Origin of the sequence: Clostridium hydrogeniformans DSM 21757, assembly GCF_000686705.1 — a bacterium.
GTDB classification, from domain to species: Bacteria; Bacillota; Clostridia; order Clostridiales; family Clostridiaceae; genus Clostridium_Z; species Clostridium_Z hydrogeniformans.
Genome location: NZ_JMLJ01000023.1, coordinates 1 through 21,605 on the forward strand (window position 1 = coordinate 1; position 21,605 = coordinate 21,605).

Sequence of the window (21,605 nt, forward strand, 5' to 3'; positions counted from 1 at the left end):
ATGCGGAGCGCCATCTGCTACCAGATGATCGTATTCTTTTTAAACCGATTATATTAATATCAAAACCACATTCTGAAAATATATCTCTCGGGAATTTACCCTTTTCATTTTCGGCGATAAACAGTCTTTTAAACTCATCAGTGTATGTAATTCCTTTTTCGCTAACATTTTTAACATATTTATTATTAGAAAGTATTTCTATCTCTTCTTTTGAAAATAATTTCTCACTCATCTCTATTCACTCCTAACTTTATAATTCTATTATAAATATAAAAACCCTATAGAATAGACTTTTTTTTATCATGTCTACTCTATAGGGTATATTTTAGTTTATAACTAATGGTACTACTTTTTTATACAAGTGAATTTAACCTCTCTTAAGCCATAAATATTCACTAGGAGAACAGCCTTTTACTTTTTTAAAGGTTTTTGAAAAGGCTAGCTGATCCATATATCCAACTGAACGGGATACATCTGATATTCTTAAAGTTTTATTTTGATTTAAAAGCTCACAGGCTTTATTAATTCTATATTGAATCAAGAAGTTTTCAGGAGATAGGTTTAATGAAGCTTTAAATAAAGTACTGAAATAGCTTCTATTTAAACCTACATGGTCAGCAAGGTTTTTTATAGATATACTTCTAGAGTAATTCATCTCTATGTATTCTAAGGCTTTTTGTATATATTCATATTTATAATTTACTGTTTGATTAACCTTAGACTCTTCAATTATTAGGGATAAAAATAGATATAAGTATCCGAGCATTCTAATTTCACGACCATGTTCAAGCTTTGTGCTTTCAAAAATTTTATTTAAATACTCACAAACAAGATCTGAGTTTTTTGTATTTATTATTGGATTGTATTTGCCTAGTCCCATTTGTCTAATATACTCAGGAGCTTTCAAGCCATTAAAGCCTACCCAGATATAGTTCCAGGGCATATTCTCATCAGCCTCATAATAGGTAACATCTTCAGGACATATCAAAAAACCCTGATTTTCTTTTATTTCAAAGGTAAGATCATCTATGTAAAATTTGCCACATCCCTTTGTAACAAAGTGAATTAGATAATGATCTCTAATAGCAGGACCATAGGAATGTTTAGGTCTGCAGTTTTCCCAGCCACACTGATAAACAACTAAATTTGAATCATATTTATTTGTTATTTCTAGAAATAATTCTTCCATAAGAAAATCGCTCATGTGTAACCTCCTTAGGAGCTTATTTTAAGACTTATGTAACATTAAGCTATATACTAACAACATAATACCATGTATATGAACTTTTGTACTATCTATAATTATAAATAAAACTAAAAATAAGTAAAAAAAACAATATAAGGAAAAGTTTTACGGGAGATATTGCCCTACTATTTTTAAGTTGAGCTAAGCTTTGTATCATGGTTAATGGAAGTTAAAAAGAAGAAAGAGATATACTTTTAAGTTAGTCATGCTAAATTATGAATCATGTAAATATAGGTAATGTTTTAAAATATAGAAAATCTTATTATATGAAAATTAATCTTTAAATCATAGAGGATCTTCATCTAACGCACTATATATAATAAGGAGGAATATTAATGTCAATTATATTTAATGAAAAGACTAGAGAATTCCATCTTTTTAATGACAACATAAGTTATATTATTAAAATTTTTAAGAATGAACAGCTAGGGCATCTATATTTTGGGAAAAAAGTTAGACATAGAGAATCTTTTGAGCATTTATTAAAAACTAGGCAAAGAGCTGATACGCCATATCCTTTTGAAGATGATCCAACTTTTTCATTAGACAATGTACTTCAAGAATATCCAACTTATGGAACCAGTGATTTTAGGGAACCAGCAGTACACATATGGCAGGAAGATGGAAGTAGAATTACAAATTTTAAATATAAGTCATATAGAATTTTTAATGGAAAGCCAAAATTAAAAGAGCTTCCAGCAGTATATGTAGAAAAAGCTGAAGAGGCTGTCACCCTTGAAATTATACTAGAAGATACTTATATAAATGCAGAACTCTATCTTCTTTACACCATATTTGAGGAATATGATACTGTAGTAAGAAGTGCAAGGCTTGTTAATAAAGGAAGTCAGAAGCTTAATATTGAGAGCGTTATGAGTATGTCAGTGGATTTCTTAGATGGGGAATTTGAGATGCTTCATCTCTCAGGGGTTTGGGCTAGAGAAAGAGAATTAAAGGTTAGAAGAGTTGAGCAAGGAATTCAGTCAGTATCAAGTACAAGAGGAGCCAGTAGTGCAGTTCAGAATCCATTTATGGCATTAAAAAGATATGGAACTAAAGAACATAATGGAGAAGTTTATGGTTTTAGTTTAGTTTACAGCGGAAGTTTTTTAGCACAGGTAGAGATGGATTATGATAGACAGGCTAGAGTGTCCATGGGGATAAATCCATTTGATTTTAAGTGGCTTCTTCAAGGTGGAGAAGAATTTCAAACACCAGAAGTTGTAATGGTTTATTCAGACAAAGGCTTAAATGGTATGAGTCATATATATCATGATTTATATAGAAATAGATTAATTAGAGGGGTATGGAGAGATAAGACAAGACCAATATTAATTAACAACTGGGAAGCAACATACTTTGATTTTGATGAAGATAAGATTGTTCAAATAGCAAAGACTAGTAAAGAATTAGGTTTAGAATTATTTGTTTTAGATGATGGATGGTTTGGAAAGAGAAATAATGATAAATCATCCCTTGGTGATTGGTTTGCGAATGGGGAGAAACTTCCTAATGGTATAAAGGGTTTAGCAGAGAGAATTGTTGAACTTGGAATGCAGTTTGGATTATGGTTTGAGCCAGAAATGATAAGTAAAAATAGTATGCTATATGAAAAACATCCTGACTGGGTACTATGTGTTAAGGGAAGAAATAAATCCTTTGGAAGAAATCAATATGTATTGGATTTTTCAAGAAAAGAAGTAGTGAATTATATTTATGAAATGATGGCAAAAATATTAAAAGATGCGCAAATAACATATATTAAGTGGGATATGAACAGAAATATGACGGAGATAGGATCCTTAGCACTGCCAGCTGAAAGACAGGGAGAAGTTGCTCATAGATATATCTTAGGGGTATATTCATTATATGAAAGATTAACTAGTGAATTCCCACATATATTATTTGAATCTTGTGCTGGTGGAGGAGGAAGATTTGATCCAGGCTTACTCTATTATGCACCGCAAACATGGACAAGTGACAATACTGATGCTGTGGAGAGATTGAAAATACAATATGGCACATCAATGGTATATCCCTTAAGTTGTATGGGATCTCATGTGTCAGCATCTCCTAATCATCAGATTCTTAGAGATACTCCTCTTGAAACAAGAGCTAACACAGCTTACTTTGGAACTTTTGGATACGAGCTTGATGTAAATAAGCTTTCAGAGGAAGAGAAGGAAGAAGTGAGAGCACAGATTAAGTTTTTTAAGGAATATAGAGAATTTATTCATAGTGGAGACTTTTATAGATTATTAAGTCCTTTTGACAGAGAAGATGAGTTTACTGCATGGGCTGTGGTTTCAAAGGATAAGCAGGAGGCATTAGTTGGACTATATCAAGTGTTAGCAAAAGCTAATTTAGGTTTTTTCAAGCTAAGATTAGTAGGTTTAAATCCTGAATATGAATATATTGTAGAAGGAAGAGAAGAAACTTATTTTGGGGATGAGCTTATGAATATAGGACTTGTCTTTAATAAACAATATATTGAAGAGGGAATAAAAAAATTCAGAAAAGATTTTACTTCTCAATTAATTAAAATTAAAAGTAAGTTCTAAAGTTAAATAAAAAAGGAAGCCTAAAAATGCTTTCTTTTTTATTATAATATAGTATTTTCAGTATTATTTACTCTTACTCTATTTATAAAGTACTTATTTAGTAAAAGCTACTTAACTTTCTAAGTGTCTTAGAAAAAGATAATATAGGAGGGGATAAATTGAAGGAAATAAAAACAAGTAAGCATATCATTACTGTAGATGGAGGTGAAGAATTAGATTTAAGCTTCGTCACTGAAGAGGTGGAGGAAGGACTAGAAATTATGAAGTTAAGGTTTAGTTCACAGACTCCAGTCCAAATGCCTAGAATTACAATTTCTTGGAAACAACCCATTGTAGATATACATTCCTATTGGTATCCAACTGCCTTTAGAAATAAAGCCTTTCATGCTGATTGGGCAAGGGGATTCTTTTCTAAGGCAACAATATCTGCACCAGTGTCATGTTTATATAATGTAAATGGGGAAAATAGACATACTTGTGCATTTTCTGATGCCCTAAATACTGTTAACATCAATGTAGGAGTACATGAAGAGGATAGTAATTTTATATGTAAAATAGTTCTTTTTACTGAGCCTTCAAAGATAGTATTAGAATATGAAGGAGAGCTTCGAATAGACACAAGAAATATACCTTACTACCAAAGCCTAAATGATGTTTCAAAATGGTGGGAAGGGTTTGAACAATATAGACCTGCCTTTGTGCCAGAAGTTGCAAAACAACCAATGTATTCAACTTGGTATAGCTTTCATCAAGATATTATAGACAGTGAAATTGAAAAACAATGTAGTGTTGCTAAAGAGTTAGGCTGTGAAGCTATTATTGTAGATGACGGCTGGCAAACAGCAGATAGTAATAGGGGTTATGCTTATTGTGGAGACTGGGAGGTTTCTAAAGAAAGAATTTCTAATATGAAGGAACATGTAAAAAGAGTACATGATATGGGACTAAAGTATATACTTTGGTATAGTGTTCCTTTTGTGGGACTACATTCAGAGGCTTGGCATAGATTTAAGGACAGGGTATTATCCTATTATGAAGGGTTAAAGACTGGGGTGCTAGATCCAAGATATCCAGAGGTTAGAGAATATTTAATTTCAGTATATGAAAAGGCTGTTATTGAATGGGATTTAGATGGTTTAAAGCTAGATTTTGTAGATGAGTTTGATCAGCCAGCTAATGATAATGATAAGTATAATGAGTTAATGGATTTTCAATCAGTACAAGAGGCTGTAGATTGTTTATTAAGTGATATAATTGAGAAGCTTGGAGCTATTAAACCAGATTTTATGATTGAATTTAGGCAAAGATATATTGGTCCATACATGAGAAAGTATGGCAATATGTTTAGAGTTATGGATTGTCCTAATGATTCTATAACTAATAGAATAGGATCAATTGATATAAGACTACTTTGTGGAAATACTGCCGTTCATTCAGATCCTCTAATGTGGAATAGTAATGACAGTGTAGAAAGTGCAGCACTACAGCTTATAAATGCATTATTCTCTGTACCTCAATTCTCAATGAAATTTGAAAATTTAACTAAAGACCACTTTGAAATGAGTAGGTTTTGGCTTAGCTTCTGGAAGAAACATAGGGACGTGCTTATAGATGGAAATCTAACCCCTTTTCACCCAGAATTGAATTATCCAATAATTGCTTCAAGTACAGAAAATGAATATTTAGTAGCTGTATACTCAGAATATATTGTGAATTTAGGTAAAGAAGCAAGTGAAAAAATTATAATAGTAAATGGAACTTTAAAAAATAAAGTTTATATTGAAATAGAAGAAGATTTAGAGGAAAGAGAAATGGAAGTATTAAATTGCTGCGGAGAGGTAGTAGGGAGAGAAAGGATAACCTTAAATAAAGGTATCTTAAGTATTGATATACCAGCTTCTGGAGTATTATATATCAACAGATAGAAAGGATGGCTTATTTATTAAGCCATCCTTTCTACAATAATCTTACTTATGAATTATTTAAATAATAATCTTGATACTCCTATTTTATAGAGTTCTAAGTTTAAGATTTAATTTATACGTCAGCCTAAAGCACTATAAATTAAGGATATTTTTAATGAATAAGCTAATGCTTTATATTAAAACCCTATATAGAGATTTAAGTTTAAAATTTACTTTATATATCTGTATAAATAGTTAAGGGGTTCTATCTTAAACTTAATAATCTCCCTTTGTGATTTGCTCATATTGAGAGTTTAAAAATTTTATAATCTCTTCTTTTTTTAAGGGATTAGAATGACCCACAAAACAAGTATTAAAATCTAAGTTTTCTAAGGTAGTAGCAAGGCTCTTTATTTTCATTGGATCATATTTACAATTATCATAATAATCTTTGCTATAGGCATCACCAATGAAAACTACTTTTTCTTCTGGAACATAAGCTATAACTGAATCTTCAGAATGAGGAGCTATGACATTTCTTAAGATAATATTAACTCCACCTAAATCAAGTTCTAATTCATTATTAAAGACTATATCAGCTGTTACTACTTTTATGCTTTGTAAAGATTTATATTCCTTACGGATATTTGTATCTGCAAATTCAATATCTTCTCCAGTTAATAGACGTTTTTTCATTGCATCATCAGACCACTTCCAATTAGCCATGATTTTTAACTTTTTATTGGTTATTTTACAACCTATTGTTTGTCCTTTTATAGCATGCATTCCATAGGTATGATCCCAATGAAAATGAGTAATAGCTGCGTAATCTGGAATTTTTAAATTAAGTTCTTTTAGGGACTGATTAAATTTTTCTATATGACTTTTAGAGTTTCCACCATCAATCATAAGTGAAAACTTATCTCCTTTGATATAACCTAATAATGGTCTATCAGTTTCTTGTTCATTGGGAAGGAAATAAACTCTTTCAGTAGCTTTTATTAAAGACATTTGACATCCACCTTTCTTTTAGCTAACATATGATATCTTTGAATCAAGGGGAGTTATTTATACTTTTATATAGTATCTTATTTAATTTGAATGTAAGTACATGTTTAAAATAGATATAGTTAATTAGATTAATACTTTATTTTTAAGCATAAAAAAACTTCCCTAAACTTAAAAGTCTTGGAAAGTGTATGTATTCATATAAAATCATAAAAATTAAAATATGAGTATTAAAATACTTTTATATTGTATAGTAATCTCTATTTAAGTATGCCAAAAAGTATATAGCAAAATGACTTATAATAAATATAACCTTATCCAAAACCCAATTACATTACATAAAAAGCAACTTAAATAAACATATCTTAAAATATGTTCTTAAAAATAGGCTTAGTTATGCAAATTTAGTTTAAATAAGATTAATAAATCATTTTAAATATTCACCTCATAACATGAATTTTTATAAATAGTATCATATTTAGTTTTATAAGTCAAAGTATTTAATTGTATATATTTCAGTTTTAAATAATTTGACTTAAGAATAGGCTTTTTAGAGTAGTTAAGATTGAATATTAAAAATAATATAAAAGTAGGTTTAATAATGGTATTTCAACATAATTAGTACTTAAAAAAGTATTAATTAAATACCTAGGATAAAATAAAAGAGAAATACATACTATATATTGAAATTAAACTATAAAATGGTAAAATGAAAATACTTAGATAGTAATTGCTTAGTTTAAAATATTATTTTGGACTAAGCAATTATTATAGTAGCTAAATCTAATTAGGTATATATGGGGTAACACATAGGGGAAAGATAGTATATTAGTACAAACTTAGTATTAATTAAAATATAGATAAATATAAGGAGGAGGCTATGGTTTTTCTAAACTTAACCTTAAGTGAAATTAAACAACAATTAAGGAGTGTTAAATTTTATAATTTTCTTCTTCTTCTTTTAATCTTCTATTTATATCAATATAAGGTAGATGGGAACAGGTTCAAACCTCCAAGTTCTAATGTTGAATATAATAAAGTGGTTATAACCCCTGAGGCAGAAAACCTTGTCTTAGGGTATAAAGAACTCCATGAGGTTCTGAGAAGTAAAGAGGTTATAAGGTATCTTCCTATAGCACAAAAGGTTAAATTAAGTGATAAGCAAATAGATAACTTAGAGGAATATTTAGATAAGATAGCTCCAAATATAGATGTTTCAACCATTAAGGATAAAGATATAAATACTAATTATAGATCAATGAGAGAATATATGAGGAACTTAGATGAGGACTTAGGAGGCAAGACTTTTTTAGGGCGTTACTATAAATTTATGGAATCCATGACTTATGAAGAAGCACTTATAGATTACGAAAGACAGAATAGTGATAAAAATATTACAGATATTTATGGAAGAATATTAGCAGATTATTTAGGGGTAGGTGCTGGATTATTTGTGGTGTTTTTTTCAGCTTTCTCTATGATAAGGGACAAGGAGTGTGGAACCCAAGAACTTATTTATAGCTCTAAGGTTAGATCTTTTGAATATGTTGGGGCAAAGTTTATGGGGATGTTCATAACTGCCATGGGTGTATTCCTAATCCTTGGAGTTATAGAAACAATAATATTTTCCTTTCAAGGAGAAATTTATAATATAAAAATAAATCCTATTTCTTTTCAATGGAATTTTCATTATATAAAAATAAATCCATTCTCTTTTATTAAATATATTATTGGATGGGTTGCCCCTACAGTTATGTTCACTATAGGATTATCTATGTTAATTTCAGTAGTTTTTGAAAATGCTATCCTTCCTATTGTTGTGCAAGTTGGAGCTACATTGCTACTTATATTTAATACAGAACTTACTGGTGTCTATGATTTTACACGATTTATTATTAGATTTAATACAGTTAAGTATGGAGACTATTATGCAAAGTTTACTGAAACTATAATTTATAATAGGTTTTTCTATGTAGGGATATCACTATTACTTCTTTTAGTCACATCTTATATATGGACAATAAAGAGAAATAGAAATATAGGAGGGGTTCTACATGGAAGTTATACTAAAACAAGTGAGTAAGTCATATAAGGATGTTATAGCACTTAATAAAATTAATTTAACCATTCCTCAAGGGGTGTTTGGTATATTAGGTCCAAGTGGTTCAGGGAAAACAACACTTATGAAGATACTTATGGCTTTGTTACCTCCAGATAGTGGAGAGGTGATTGTGGATGGTATTCCTATAAATAATCAGAGTAAAATTAGGGCGTATGTTAGCTATTTACCTGAAGATTTCTCATTTTATCCTTCTATGAGTATATTTGAATCTATGGATTACATGGCAAGACTTGAAGGAATTAATTCTTTTACTAACCGTAAGGAAAGAATTAATGAGCTACTATTAAAGGTAAATTTAATAGATCATAAAAAAGAGGAGGTTAAAGACCTTTCTGAAGGAATGAAAAGACGGTTAGGTATTGCAATATCCCTATTAAAAAATCCTAAAGTATTACTTTTGGATGAGCCCACAGAAGGATTAAATGAAGAGGAGAGAGTTTGGTTTAGAACTCTTATAAGTGAAGTTTCTAAAGATAGAATTGTTGTTCTTTCAACTCATAGTGTTGAAGAGGTAGAAGATATTTGCAAAAATATAGGGATAATTAATAAGGGAGAGATTCTTTTCTGTGGGAGAATAGAAAAACTTATTGATGAAGCTGTAGGAAAAGTTAGAATGATAAAGGGCGGATATGATGAATTAAGTGAAGTGCAATCTAAATATTGTGTTATTTCAATGAATAAATCAGATTCTGAGCATATGATTAAGATTATAACAGAGGAAAATGTTGGGGAGAAAGTTAAACCTAATATGAAGGAAGCCTATTTAGTAAAAATCCATAATCAAACAATAAGTGAAGGTTATAATAAGTATATTTGATTAATGTTTTTATGAAATAATGTTTAAAGTAAGCTATATCATACAAATATATTCCTTATAAGGAATATATTTGAATAGTTATCTACGAGCATATATAATATAAAATATATGTCATTATTTTAAAGGTTTGGGGGAATGTAAATGGATTTTTCTGACAAATTAAAACAGTTTTCTAAAAGAGCGGAAATGATAAAAGGTACACTATTGACGGAAGAAGCAACAAAGACTTCATTAATAATGCCTTTCTTTTCATTATTAGATTATGATGTATTTAATCCAATGGAATTTCTACCGGAATTTACTGCTGATTTTGGGATAAAAAAAGGAGAAAAAGTTGATTATGCAATTATGAAAGATGGTAAGCCAATAATATTAGTTGAGTGTAAAGGGGTAAATGATACACTTACTAAGCATGATGCACAATTATTTAGGTACTTTTCAGTAACGGAGTCTAGATTTGCAATTTTGACTAATGGTATAGTGTATAAGTTTTTTACTGATTTAGAGGAAACTAATAAAATGGATGATACTCCATTTTTAGAAATTAATATTCAAGATTTAAATGATGTTCAAGTTCAAGAATTAAAAAAATTCTCTAGAGATACATTTGATATAGATACTATATTTAATACTGCATCAGAATTAAAGTATAGCAATTTAATAAAGAATCAACTTAACAATCACTTAAATAACCCAACTGATGATTTTGTAAGATTTTTAATTAATGATTTTTATCAGGGTGTTAAAACACAGAATGTTATCGAAAAATTTAGGCCTATTGTAAAAAAGTCATTTCAACAATTTATAAGTGATTTTATGAATGAAAAACTAAAATCAATATTGAATAATAATGAGGAGTCTATACAAGAAAAAGAGGATGAGTCTTCTGAAGAAGAAAAAATAGAATTAATTGATACAGAAGAAAATCATAGTATAGTTACGACAGAAGAAGAGTTAGAAGGATTTAATATAGTTAGAAGCATACTAAGTGAAGTTATAGTAGCAGAGGATATAACGCTTAAAGATGTTGAAAGATATTGTGGGATTTTATATAAGAACAACACGAGAAAATGGATTTGTAGGTTGTTTTTTAATGGTGGAAAGAAATCTATTATTATTTCAGATGAAAACAAATCAGGAGTAAGATATTATATTAATTCAATAACTGATATTTATAATTATAAATCTGAATTAATAGATTCAGCTAAAAAGTATATTGAATAGAGTACAAGTATTTGTAAGGGGCAGGAGATAGTTTTGTTTTTACACAAAACTATCTCCTGTCCCTATCCATATAATTTTAGTGCTATAGCTACATATTCACTTCCTTTATAATATTTTTTTAAGATATAACACAGTCTATCAACTTATTCTTTAGTGCCATTACTTCAGTATGACTTAAACCAATTTGATAGAAATATTCTTCCACGGAGTTATATTTTTCTTGAAACATGTCCAAAAATTTGTCCATATACTCTCTTTTAGGAGTAATAATATTTATATCAATATTTTTGTTGATTTTACAAAACTGTTGTAGCATAGAACTCAAATATACCTCCGAAGTTTCATAATCATCCAGTATATCTGATTTGGAAACTCCAGCTAATAACAATAACAGTGCCGAAATTACTCCAGTTCTATCTTTTCCAGCCGTACAATGATAAAGGGAACCACCTTTAACTTTTGATAATACTCTCATGATATTAAGTATGGTTTTCTGTTCGTCTACCATTTCAAAATAGGAAACTGGTACAAATTCAACACCTTTTGGTAAGTTTCCATCTCCATGTATTTTACAATGATGATACTGAAAATTTTTATTATCTTTAAATGCACAAGGCTTGATTTGAACCTCATCATCACTTCTTAAGTCAAGGATTGTTGTTATATTTTTTTCTAATAATAGCTCTATATCATCATTGGATATTTGAAGTGGGACATCACTGCGTATAAACATATTATAGTTAGTTATTTTTCCACTGCCTACTGAATACCCTCCTAAATCACGTGTATTAAGAGTTTTACTTAATAAAAACTTACTCATATATTCACTTCCTTTTAAAATCATAATTATATAATATATGAATTGTACTTTTTTGTCATTAAAAGTTAATTATTACATATATGATTCGTAAATATTGAAAAGTATGACAAAACATGATAACGTTATCCCATAGGATTATTTAATATGGGGGTATTATGGATATTAAAAAATTAATTGAAAAAAATAAAAATATAGCTATTATTTTAACTATTGCCTTAGTGTTTGGCTTCATCGGAGGCACTAAAAATATGACAAAAAGCGAATACAACACTGCACTTGATACTAAACAAAAGTTAGATAAACAAGTAGTAGAGATAGATAGTAAAATTGAAGAATGTAAAAAAGAGGTTGAGATTCTTAAAGCTCAGAAAGATGAAAAAGAAAAAAAAGCTAAAGCAGAGGCAGATAGAATATTAAAAGAAAAAAAAGCTAAAGAAGAAGCAGATAGAATAGCAAAAGCTGAATCTAATACACAAGCACAACAAGAAACAAATTCAAATAAAGTAGATGATGAAAAATCAGTTTTAACAATTCTATTAGGAGAAAAAGTATGGATATCTGAAAAAGGAAATAAGTATCATAAAAATAAAAAATGTGTTGATATAAAATCAAAGAAGGTTACACAGGTAAGTATAAAGGAAGCAAAATCAAAAGGAAATAAAGCATGTAAAGAATGTTATTAAGGTGGGGGTTAAATGGAAGATCAAAGTAAGGATGTAAATATGAAAAAAAGAAATTTTTTAAGCTTTTTTAAGATATATTATAAAGAAATAATTGTTATTTTTATTGGAGTTATGATTGGTGGAACAATAGGAAGTATAGGAAAAGTGCCAAAGAACTTGTCCAATGAAGTTACATCACAAATTGAATCAAATACTAAAAGTATAGAAAAGAAACAAAATGAATTAAAAGAATTAAATAGTAAGAAGGATGAATTAAAAGCATTTTTAAACAGTAATTAGAGGCAGATGATCTATTAAGTTAACAAAAGGAAGTATCAATAAGGATTAACATTGGTACTTCTTTTGCATTTATATAAAGACTAAAAATGAATTAAACATTTAAAATTTAAATTGTGTAGTTATAATCTCTATTTCATGGATAAAAAGCTTTTTTTATTATAAAATAGTGGGAAAGAGAGAGTTTAAAGATAATGGTTCTGAAGAAAAGATTAAAAGCTTAGGAAATTAATACTATTCATAATGAAAACTTAATGATGATTATTTATTATAACTTACATTTTGGCTTAATGAAAAACATGTATTTTAAAGAGAAGATGAGGAGAGAAATAAATGGAGAAGTTTTATGCTGAAATAAAGAAAGTTGAAGATAAAGATGCATCCTATATTGAGATACCTTTTGATGTAGAGAAAATTTATGGATCAAAAAGGGTTAAGATTAAAGCCACATTTGATGGAACTACATACAGAGGGTCAATTGTTAGAATGGGTACCCCTTGTTACATAATAGGAGTTACTAAGGATATAAGAAAGAAAATTAATAAAACTTTTGGAGATGAAGTCTTAGTTACCCTAGAGAAGGATGAAGAGGAAAGGATAGTTGAAGTTCCAGAAGATTTTATGGGAGAGATTGAAAAAGATAAAAGCATACTTGAATATTGGAGCAGCTTATCATTTACAGCTAAAAAGAAATATGTAACTTTTATAACTTCAGCTAAGAAGGAAGATACTCGTAGAAGGCGTATTGATGCCTCTATTTCTAAGTTAAGAAATAAAGAGATACTATAGACAATAATTATAAGTATATAAAAAATTATATAAAGCAATTTTAAGAAGCTAATAAAATAGCTTCTTTTTTATATAATTAGGGTTTTATATTATTGAATAAAATGGAAGAATATAATATAATTGGTTTATTATTCATGGAAGTAGATTGTGCGTACAAACTTTATACTATATTCAAATGATATAGTATATGATTCAGAAAAAAATATTAACTCTAATAGATATAAAGTATTTAAAAGTAAGAAAAACAAAACTTTAATGAGGAGGAGGATAGACAATGAAGAATGAAATCCTAACTTCAAATATAGAAAATCTAGATCATATTGTAGATATGGCTCTTCAGTTATGGCCAGATAACACTGAGGAGGGATTAAAAGAGGAGTTCATTGAGAAATTAAAAAGTGAAAAGGATCAAATATTTTTATATAGAATAGAAAATGAATTTGCAGGATTTATACATGTTGCAATAAGAACTGATTATGTAGAGGGAGCAGGTTCAAGCCCTACTGGGTTTATAGAAGGAATATTTGTAAAAGAAGAATTTAGAGATAAGGGTATAGCAAGGGATTTAGTTAAAAAAGGAGAGCTTTGGGCTAAGTCAAAAGGGTGCAGGGAAATAGGCTCTGATGTTGAGTTTCATAATAAGGAGAGCTACAACTTCCATAAAAAGATAGGCTATACAGAAGTGAATAGAATAATATGCTTTTTAAAGACCATTAAATAGAAAGGGGGAATAAATAGTTAATAAAGCATATAAACAAGTTTAAATAAAACTTTATTACAGGGCTTATAATTTAATTATTAAAGGAGGGTAAAATGAAAAAGGTATTGTTAACAATAATTTCCTTAGTCATGATATTTCAATTAGGATGTGTGGTGAAGGATAAAAAGGTAAAAGAAATTAGCGGTAATTCTGTAGAGGAGAAAACCAAAGGAGAGGTTAAGGATGATGAAGAGATAGTAGATGGATATATGGAAATCATTAATATGCTATATAATAAAGATAAGGGTCTTAATGATGGAATCAAATATATAGCGATAGACACTAGTAATATGAGAAACTTATCAGAAGAGGGAGAGGAAAAACTCCTTAAGGATCTTGAAGGATATGGACATACAGTATTAAAGTATACAATGAAGGGGCTAAAGGAAAAGGGTTTTATTGAAGCATCAATTTTTAAAGAAGGAATTTTATTTGAAATTAAGCATGATTCAATTAAAAATAATAAAATTACTATGGTTGCTAGTAAGTATAGATCAGGTCTAGGAGCTATAGGATTAAATAAAGTTGTTATAGAAAGAAAAAACAATAAATGGGAGATAATAGAAGAGAATGGATCTTGGGTAAGCTAATAGAGTATATAATAATAAAAAAGATTTACACCTAAAAATCTAAGTGTAAATCTTTTTTATTTATTATGGTAAAGTTAAATTAACGGCAGATTAAATAAATTAGGCTATTTTACTAATCTTAAGCTCTGATAATAATTCAGCTACATGATTAGTTAAATCAACAACTCTTGTGGAATATCCCCACTCATTATCATACCAAGCAACAACCTTGGCCATATTTTTATTTATAACCATAGTTGAAAGAGAATCAACTATAGATGATCTACTATCTCCTTTGAAATCTATAGATACAAGAGGTTTATCACAGTATCCTAGTATTCCTTTTAATTCATTTTCAGAAGCTTCTTTTAAGGCTAAATTTATGCTTTCTACAGAAACTTCATCTTCAAACTCACAAACTAAATCTACTATAGATACAGTAGGAGTTGGAACTCTTAAGGCAAATCCATTAAGCTTTCCTTTAAGATCAGGTAAAACTTTGCTAACAGCTTTAGCAGCTCCAGTGGTAGTTGGAACTATTGAAGTTGCACAAGCTCTTCCACGTCTTAAGTCCTTATGAGTTTTGTCTAATATAGATTGGTCATTAGTGTAAGCATGAACAGTTGTCATAAGCCCACTAACTATTTTAAAGTTATCATTTAAAACCTTTGCAAAAGGTGCTAAACAGTTTGTTGTACAAGAAGCGTTAGAAATTATGTTATGATTTTTTATATCAATTTCATCTTCATTTACTCCCATAACAACAGTTATATCTTCATCCTTTGCAGGTGCAGTAACAACTACCTTTTTAGCTCCAGCCTCTAAGTGTTTAACTAAAGCCTCACGGTTATTAAATTTACCAGTAGATTCTACAACTATATCAACATTCAAATCCTTCCAAGGTATTTCTGAAGGACTTTGACATCTTGTTATTTTAATTTCTTTTCCATTAATTATAAGGGCATTTTCTTTAGCTTCAACATCCCCTCTAAATGTACCAAAGCAAGAATCATAGGTAAACAGATGAGCTAAGGTTTCACTATCAGCCCTAGCATTTATAGCTATAACTTCAAATTTATTATCATTATTTTCTAAAGCAATTCTTAAAAATGTTCTACCTATTCTTCCAAAACCATTAATTCCTACCCTAATCATGAGTTCTCCCCCTTTAAATTAATAAAACTAACCCCGAACGTTTTACATCTTATGAATAAATAGTATAACATATTTGTGCTGTAGTCAATGAAAAGACTACCTCAAAAAATGGTAAATACATTAAAAAAACAAAGTTTAATATTATTATACTAGTAAATACTAAGTTTTGTGACGTAATACTATACTCTTTTTGATAATTAGAGTATGCTAATTGTTATTTAATTAACAGCCTAGTTTATAAAAGTTATGTAAAATGAAGGAAAGCTGAGGTTTAAATATCAAAATACATATAAAAGTATTAAGATTAACTAGAAATATTAAGATAAAACTTAGAATTAATAAAGGAAAATTAATAATTGTAAATCATAATGAAAGAAATAATTAAGATTGTTTTATTGGAATTTTAACAATAAATTGATTATAATAATTTTGAATGCTATTTACATTGCAAGAGGAGAGAACTATGAAGGAAATTTTAAAGGTTAGAAATTTATCTAAAAAGTTTAATGGACACTTAATTGTAAACTCCCTTAACATGACTGTGTATGAAGGGGACGTATTTGGTTTTTTAGGACCTAATGGGGCTGGAAAAACAACCACTATAAGAATGATTTTATCTCTTATAAAATGTAATAGTGGAGAGGTTTATATAAATGGGGTTAGTATAAAGGATAATTATAAAGAGGCTATATCAGAAGTAGCTGCTATCGTTGAAAATCCTAAGTTTTATGATAACTTAACTTGTTATGATAATCTAAAAATAATAAAGAATTTTCATAAGGGAGTAGCTGAGGAGAGAATACTGGAAGTTTTATCTATGGTTGGATTAAAGGATAGTGTGAAAAGAAAGTTTAAAGAACTTTCCCTTGGAATGAAACAAAGGCTTGGAATTGCAGCGGCTTTATTACATAAACCTAAGCTTATAATATTAGATGAGCCTACTAATGGACTAGACCCTCAAGGAATTATAGAAGTTAGAGAACTTATAAGTTATCTTGCTGAAAATGAAAGGATAACCTTTTTTATATCTAGTCATCTTCTTCATGAGATTGAACTTATGTGTAATAGGGTGGCAATAATAAGTAAGGGAAGAGTTGTTATTCAAGGGGCAGTAGAAGAACTATTAACATTTAATAAAAATATATATGAGTTTAAAATAGATGATAAAGAAATGGCTAAGGTCATTATAGAGAATGTTAATGGAGCTAAATTCAATGGTTTTAGTGAAAGAGGCATTGCTATTGAACTAAATAACAAGGAGCCTTGGGAAATTAACAAAGCCTTAATAGAAAAAGATATTAAAGTTAATGGTATTAATAGAATAAATAAAAGTTTAGAGGAGTACTTTGTGGAGACTATAGAAGGAGTGAAGTAATAGTGATTGCTACATTAAATAATGAATTTATAAAAGTTTTTAAAGGAAGTAAAAGATTTAAAGCTTTCTTAATTATATTACTTATGATGTCTATGATATCTACAATTATAATAAAAGTTTCAAAGGGGAACTTAACTGTAGATGATGTTATAGTAAGTAATATGATTATGTCTCTTGAAATACTGCCAATATACATAGCCATTTTATCTTCAGATATGATAACGGATGATTATAGGAATGGAACTCTTAAGATGACAATTCTTCAACCTATATCAAGAGGAGAAATTATAATAGGAAAGGCATTGTTTTTAATTATATTTACTACTTTACTTATGACCTTTAATATAATATTCACTACATTTTTTTCAGGATTTATATTAGGAGGAATGCCTCATAGTAAAGAGCTTTTTATGTTTTTAATAAAGGGGTTTTTAACTTCTATTATATTAGGGGCTTTTGGAATGGTTACTATATTTATATCTCTTATTATGAATTCTTCAGGGGCTGCTACAGGAGCTGGTATAGGAGCATTGTTTGCAATAAGAATAACTTCTGTTACTATGGCAACTTATAAAATACTTCCAAGTGCTTTTTCAGGAGTATTTATTACTAATATATTTGATTTATTTTTAAGAGAAAGAGGGAATATTCCTTTTGAGAAGTTTATAATATCTATGATTTTTACAGGAGCCTATTATTTATGTTTTTATATACTAGCTAAAAAAACCTTTGAAATGAAGGAAATAATATATTAAAGAGTATGGATTTCCATACTCTTTAATATATATAAGAATAGTTTCTATTTAATTATACTTTAATTAATAGAATAGAATTAAATAGATTTACTAGTTATGCTTATCTAGGAGAAACACATATTAATCTATAATTATTACATTTTATTATGGGAAGAAGTTATAATATCATTGCTTTCATCAAAGACAATATAGTCTTTTTTAACCCAACCTCTAGAATTAATACCTTTAGGTACGTCTAATGTTACCTCATACCATATACTGTTAAGAAGTTCTGCTTTACATAAAATCATAACTTTCATAGGAGAGTTTATTTTACATAATAAAGAAGCATTATTTAAAGGTGCTATAAGAACCTCACCTCTAGAAACAATCTCTCCATAAGAATAAGGTGGATCAGAAAAGTTTACGGTAAGAGGAGAGTGTAACTTGTAAGCTTTTAGACTATCTTTTATAGAAGAATTTTCTTTTGAAAGAATCATTATTTGTTTTCTTTTAAATTCTAATTGAGTCATGAAGTAATAAAATCCACCAGCTAGGGCTAGAATTAATATTATAGAAATATATACCATAAATAGCTCCTTATATATTGTTATAATTAATAGTATTTATATTAAAGAAGGATTATTCTTAAATTTTTATTAAAAACTATTTAATTAAGTAGAATCATCTTAGATATTTAATTAAGATATATAATAAGCTATGTTTTGAAGTTGGGGAGGAGAATATGAATAAATTAGGATTAGTTTTTGCAGGTGGTGGAGGAAAGGGAGCATATGAAGTAGGTGTTTGGAGAGGATTAAAAACCTTTGGTATAGATAGAGCAGTAAAGGTAGTATCAGGAACATCTATTGGAGCACTAAATGCAATGATGTTTATACAGGGGGATTATAATAAGGCAGAGGAAGTATGGATGAATAGTTCACAGGAAAAGATGCTTCCTATAGATGAAAAGATAATTTTAAGAAACATGGTATACCTTACTAGATCCAGAAATGATATGGAGAAAATAGTTAAATGGGCAGAAGAGTTAAAAAGTGAGGGTACTGTATCAAGAGATGGGTTAATTGATACAATGGAAGAGTATTTAAATTATGAAAAACTTAAAATGTCAAATATACCTTGTTTTATAGCTTGCTCTAAGGTTCCGGAGATGGAGGCAGAATATTTCAAAGTTAATAATAGGGAAGAAGATGAAATAAAAAAGTTACTTTTTGCCACAACTGCTATTCCATTAGTATTTGATAGGGTAGAAATAGGTGGAGCTTATTATATGGATGGTGGAATAAAGGATAATATACCTATAAAGCCTGTATATGATGAAGGATGTAATGTAATAATTGTTATATATTTTGATAGAGAAGAAAGAATAGATAAATCTCTTTATAAAGATGCTAAGATAATAGAAATATTTCCTAAGAAGGTAAGTGGATGGCTAACGGGAACCTTAGATTTTTCTAAGGAGGCATCTTTAGACAGGATATTAGATGGTTATAGGGATACCTTAAAAATATTCAATAATATAATACCTAATAATATAGAAGAGAAGGATGCTTCTGATATACTTATAGAAAAATACGAGGATATTAATGATAACTTAGAAAAATTTATTATTGAAAAAACTCATTTAGAAGAAGAAATAGAAAGTAGATTAAGGGTTTTTAAAAGGTTAAGAATAATAAACTCTAATCTTAGAAGTATAAGAAAAAGTAAATCTACTAATAATATAGACTTATAATAAAAGAGAGAATTAAGAAATCTAAGTTTAGTTATTGGTTAGAATAAAAACCATGACTAAGCTTAGTTTTTGAGTGTTTATAAATTTAATAAATGTTATCTTCTTTCCTAGATAATAATTTTAAAATAGAAGAATTTTTTATAAGATACAATTCAGATGGAGTAAAAACTCCCTCTGAATTAAACTTTGGCTATTTAACAATACTATATGTCCATAAGAGATAAGGCGGATTTTAAAGTTTTTCCTATACTATCATTAATTATAAGAGATGCCATATGATCATAAGACGTAGAAGCTTTGTTAATTAAAATTAGATTTTTACCCTTAAAATACCTAATAAGCCCTGCAGCAGGATATACAACTAAAGAGGTACCCCCAACTATTAAAGTATCTGCTTTAGAAATACTATTTATAGATTCATAGAGGGTGGTATCATCTAAGGATTCCTCATAGAGTACAACATCAGGTTTTATTACTCCATCACATTTACTGCAATGGGGAACTAATGAAGAAGACTCCTCAATATAACTAAGGGGATAGAAAGTTTTACATTGTAAACAGTAGTTTCTATGAACAGAGCCATGAAGTTCTAAAACATTATTATTTCCAGCCTCTTGATGAAGACCATCAATGTTTTGAGTTATAATAGCTTTCAATCTTCCTATTTTCTCTAGCTTGGATAAAGATAGGTGAGCATCATTAGGCTTAGCCTTACTATATATCATCTTTTCCCTATAAAATTTATAGAATTCTTCAGTATGATTAAAGAAGAATGTATGACTAAGAATTTCTTCAGGGCTAGAGAAAAGATTATTCTTTTCATTATATAGTCCTTTAGAGGATCTAAAATCTGGAATATCAGATTCCGTTGATACTCCAGCACCACCAAAGAATACTATATTCGAAGAGTTGTTAATAATATTTTTTAATTTATCAATCATTGTATCATCTCCTATTTAAAGAAATAGTATAAATAATATTATATCAAAATTATAAGAAGAAGATAAAAAGTATATAAAGTTTATATGCTTTTCATTATATTAATTGTATATTACATGAATTTCATACATATATAATAGATAAATTAGTAGGAATTAATTAAACCTTAGGTTATGGTAAGTGTTTGGAAGGGTTAGAAGTATTAATTATAAAAGCTTATGTTATTAAATTACATAAACCTTATAAGATTCCTAAGAATAATAAGGCATTAACTTATAGAAAGTCATAGATTATAAATTAAAAGGCAAAAACTTTACCAGGTGTATCTATAAGTGAAAATGTAAGTAAATAAAAGTATATTGTATGCAAAATAAATATAATATGAATAAATAGATAAAAATAGGATAGAATATTATAGAATGCTGTGATAACATAGTCGTTGTCGATGAGGAACAAATAAACACGACAAAATAAGTATGAAAAAATGTGTTGACAAGAAAAACTCAGCATGTTATCATAAAGAAGTCGCAGAGATGCGAAGTGATTTTTGAAAATTAAACAGATTAAGATAAAGAACCAGCAATTCTTTTACAGTAAATAATTAGCGAAAAGCTAAGATTAAACTTTTAAATTGAGAGTTTGATCCTGGCTCAGGATGAATGCTGGCGGCGTGCTTAACACATGCAAGTCGAGCGAGAGAATCTCTTCAGAGACAATCTAGCGGCGGACGGGTGAGTAACACGTGGGCAACCTGCCTTGTAGTGGGGGATAGCCCTCCGAAAGGAGGATTAATACCGCATAACATTGCTTTAAGGCATCTTAGAGCAATCAAAGGAGTAATCCGCTACAAGATGGGCCCGCGGCGCA

20 protein-coding genes and 1 rRNA gene are annotated in these 21,605 nt (G+C 28.8%); 14 read left to right on the top strand and 7 right to left on the bottom strand.

The features are described from left to right. Positions 1 to 232: HTH domain-containing protein (locus tag BR69_RS0112725; RefSeq protein WP_027632860.1), on the bottom strand; the 232-nt coding region annotated here is incomplete at its 3' end. A 135-nt stretch (positions 233 to 367) separates the two neighbouring features. Continuing rightward, positions 368 to 1,204: an AraC family transcriptional regulator gene (locus BR69_RS0112730; RefSeq protein WP_034849882.1), complete on the bottom strand. Its 837-nt coding sequence runs from the start codon at positions 1,202 to 1,204 to the stop codon at positions 368 to 370. A 377-nt stretch (positions 1,205 to 1,581) separates the two neighbouring features. Here BR69_RS0112730 and BR69_RS0112735 point away from each other — a divergent pair, with 377 nt between their 5' ends. Further along, a complete protein-coding gene (locus BR69_RS0112735; protein WP_027633528.1) occupies positions 1,582 to 3,807 on the top strand; it encodes an alpha-galactosidase in 2,226 nt (741 codons plus the stop codon). A gap of 158 nt (positions 3,808 to 3,965) precedes the next feature. Then, complete coding sequence (locus tag BR69_RS0112740) at positions 3,966 to 5,732, top strand: glycoside hydrolase family 36 protein (protein WP_207640773.1); 1,767 nt, start codon at positions 3,966 to 3,968, stop codon at positions 5,730 to 5,732. A gap of 255 nt (positions 5,733 to 5,987) precedes the next feature. Here BR69_RS0112740 and BR69_RS0112745 read toward each other — a convergent pair whose 3' ends face one another. Then, entirely contained in the window at positions 5,988 to 6,722 is a 735-nt protein-coding gene (locus BR69_RS0112745; protein WP_027633530.1) for an MBL fold metallo-hydrolase, read from the bottom strand. Positions 6,723 to 7,599: 877 nt separating this feature from the next. On the opposite strand from BR69_RS0112745, the gene BR69_RS0112750 reads away from it, so the two are divergent. The 3 genes from BR69_RS0112750 to BR69_RS0112760 all read left to right on the top strand — a co-directional run bounded on the left by BR69_RS0112750 (position 7,600) and on the right by BR69_RS0112760 (position 10,882). Then, on the top strand, positions 7,600 to 8,802 hold the full coding sequence (locus BR69_RS0112750) for an ABC transporter permease (RefSeq protein WP_027633531.1): 1,203 nt from the start codon (positions 7,600 to 7,602) through the stop codon (positions 8,800 to 8,802). Continuing rightward, positions 8,774 to 9,658, top strand: coding sequence for an ATP-binding cassette domain-containing protein (locus BR69_RS0112755; protein ID WP_027633532.1), 885 nt, complete (start codon positions 8,774 to 8,776; stop codon positions 9,656 to 9,658). The genes BR69_RS0112750 and BR69_RS0112755 overlap by 29 nt, the downstream gene beginning before the upstream one ends. A 141-nt stretch (positions 9,659 to 9,799) precedes the next feature. Continuing rightward, the gene (locus BR69_RS0112760) at positions 9,800 to 10,882 is read left to right on the top strand and encodes a type I restriction endonuclease (RefSeq protein WP_027633533.1); all 1,083 of its coding nucleotides are present in this window, start codon (positions 9,800 to 9,802) and stop codon (positions 10,880 to 10,882) included. Positions 10,883 to 11,000: 118 nt separating this feature from the next. Here BR69_RS0112760 and BR69_RS0112765 read toward each other — a convergent pair whose 3' ends face one another. Beyond that, positions 11,001 to 11,702 (bottom strand): tyrosine-protein phosphatase, encoded by a 702-nt coding sequence (locus BR69_RS0112765; protein WP_034849883.1) that lies wholly within the window; start codon positions 11,700 to 11,702, stop codon positions 11,001 to 11,003. 155 nt (positions 11,703 to 11,857) lie between these two features. Here BR69_RS0112765 and BR69_RS0112770 point away from each other — a divergent pair, with 155 nt between their 5' ends. The 5 genes from BR69_RS0112770 to BR69_RS0112795 all read left to right on the top strand — a co-directional run bounded on the left by BR69_RS0112770 (position 11,858) and on the right by BR69_RS0112795 (position 14,800). Further along, positions 11,858 to 12,385, top strand: a complete 528-nt coding sequence (locus tag BR69_RS0112770; protein WP_027633535.1) for a hypothetical protein — start codon at positions 11,858 to 11,860, stop codon at positions 12,383 to 12,385. Between the two features lie 12 nt (positions 12,386 to 12,397). Continuing rightward, complete coding sequence (locus tag BR69_RS0112775) at positions 12,398 to 12,664, top strand: hypothetical protein (RefSeq protein WP_027633536.1); 267 nt, start codon at positions 12,398 to 12,400, stop codon at positions 12,662 to 12,664. Positions 12,665 to 12,994: 330 nt separating this feature from the next. After that, on the top strand, positions 12,995 to 13,450 hold the full coding sequence (locus tag BR69_RS0112780; RefSeq protein ID WP_027633537.1) for a YdeI/OmpD-associated family protein: 456 nt from the start codon (positions 12,995 to 12,997) through the stop codon (positions 13,448 to 13,450). Between the two features lie 274 nt (positions 13,451 to 13,724). Then, on the top strand, positions 13,725 to 14,171 hold the full coding sequence (gene aac(6') / locus BR69_RS0112790) for an aminoglycoside 6'-N-acetyltransferase (RefSeq protein WP_162832179.1): 447 nt from the start codon (positions 13,725 to 13,727) through the stop codon (positions 14,169 to 14,171). A gap of 92 nt (positions 14,172 to 14,263) precedes the next feature. After that, a complete protein-coding gene (locus BR69_RS0112795; RefSeq protein ID WP_051623611.1) occupies positions 14,264 to 14,800 on the top strand; it encodes a hypothetical protein in 537 nt (178 codons plus the stop codon). Positions 14,801 to 14,899: 99 nt separating this feature from the next. Here the strand turns inward: BR69_RS0112795 and gap are convergent, their stop codons facing one another. Further along, the gene (gene gap, locus BR69_RS0112800) at positions 14,900 to 15,934 is read right to left on the bottom strand and encodes a type I glyceraldehyde-3-phosphate dehydrogenase (RefSeq protein WP_027633540.1); all 1,035 of its coding nucleotides are present in this window, start codon (positions 15,932 to 15,934) and stop codon (positions 14,900 to 14,902) included. A 463-nt stretch (positions 15,935 to 16,397) separates the two neighbouring features. On the opposite strand from gap, the gene BR69_RS0112805 reads away from it, so the two are divergent. Together BR69_RS0112805 and BR69_RS0112810 are read left to right on the top strand one after the other, a co-directional pair. Further along, positions 16,398 to 17,309, top strand: a complete 912-nt coding sequence (locus BR69_RS0112805; RefSeq protein ID WP_027633541.1) for an ABC transporter ATP-binding protein — start codon at positions 16,398 to 16,400, stop codon at positions 17,307 to 17,309. Positions 17,310 to 17,311: 2 nt separating this feature from the next. Further along, positions 17,312 to 18,064 carry an ABC transporter permease gene (locus tag BR69_RS0112810; protein WP_027633542.1) on the top strand — a complete coding sequence of 251 codons (753 nt, stop codon included), beginning with the start codon at positions 17,312 to 17,314 and terminating at the stop codon, positions 18,062 to 18,064. Positions 18,065 to 18,198: 134 nt separating this feature from the next. On the opposite strand, the gene BR69_RS0112815 is transcribed toward BR69_RS0112810, so the two are convergent. Beyond that, positions 18,199 to 18,633 carry a hypothetical protein gene (locus BR69_RS0112815; protein WP_027633543.1) on the bottom strand — a complete coding sequence of 145 codons (435 nt, stop codon included), beginning with the start codon at positions 18,631 to 18,633 and terminating at the stop codon, positions 18,199 to 18,201. Positions 18,634 to 18,788: 155 nt separating this feature from the next. On the opposite strand from BR69_RS0112815, the gene BR69_RS20530 reads away from it, so the two are divergent. Continuing rightward, positions 18,789 to 19,799 (top strand): patatin-like phospholipase family protein, encoded by a 1,011-nt coding sequence (locus tag BR69_RS20530; RefSeq protein ID WP_051623612.1) that lies wholly within the window; start codon positions 18,789 to 18,791, stop codon positions 19,797 to 19,799. 203 nt (positions 19,800 to 20,002) lie between these two features. Here BR69_RS20530 and BR69_RS0112825 read toward each other — a convergent pair whose 3' ends face one another. Beyond that, on the bottom strand, positions 20,003 to 20,740 hold the full coding sequence (locus tag BR69_RS0112825) for an NAD-dependent protein deacylase (RefSeq protein ID WP_034849885.1): 738 nt from the start codon (positions 20,738 to 20,740) through the stop codon (positions 20,003 to 20,005). A 625-nt stretch (positions 20,741 to 21,365) separates the two neighbouring features. On the opposite strand from BR69_RS0112825, the gene BR69_RS0112830 reads away from it, so the two are divergent. Further along, positions 21,366 to 21,605, top strand: a 16S ribosomal RNA gene (locus BR69_RS0112830); the annotation flags it as partial.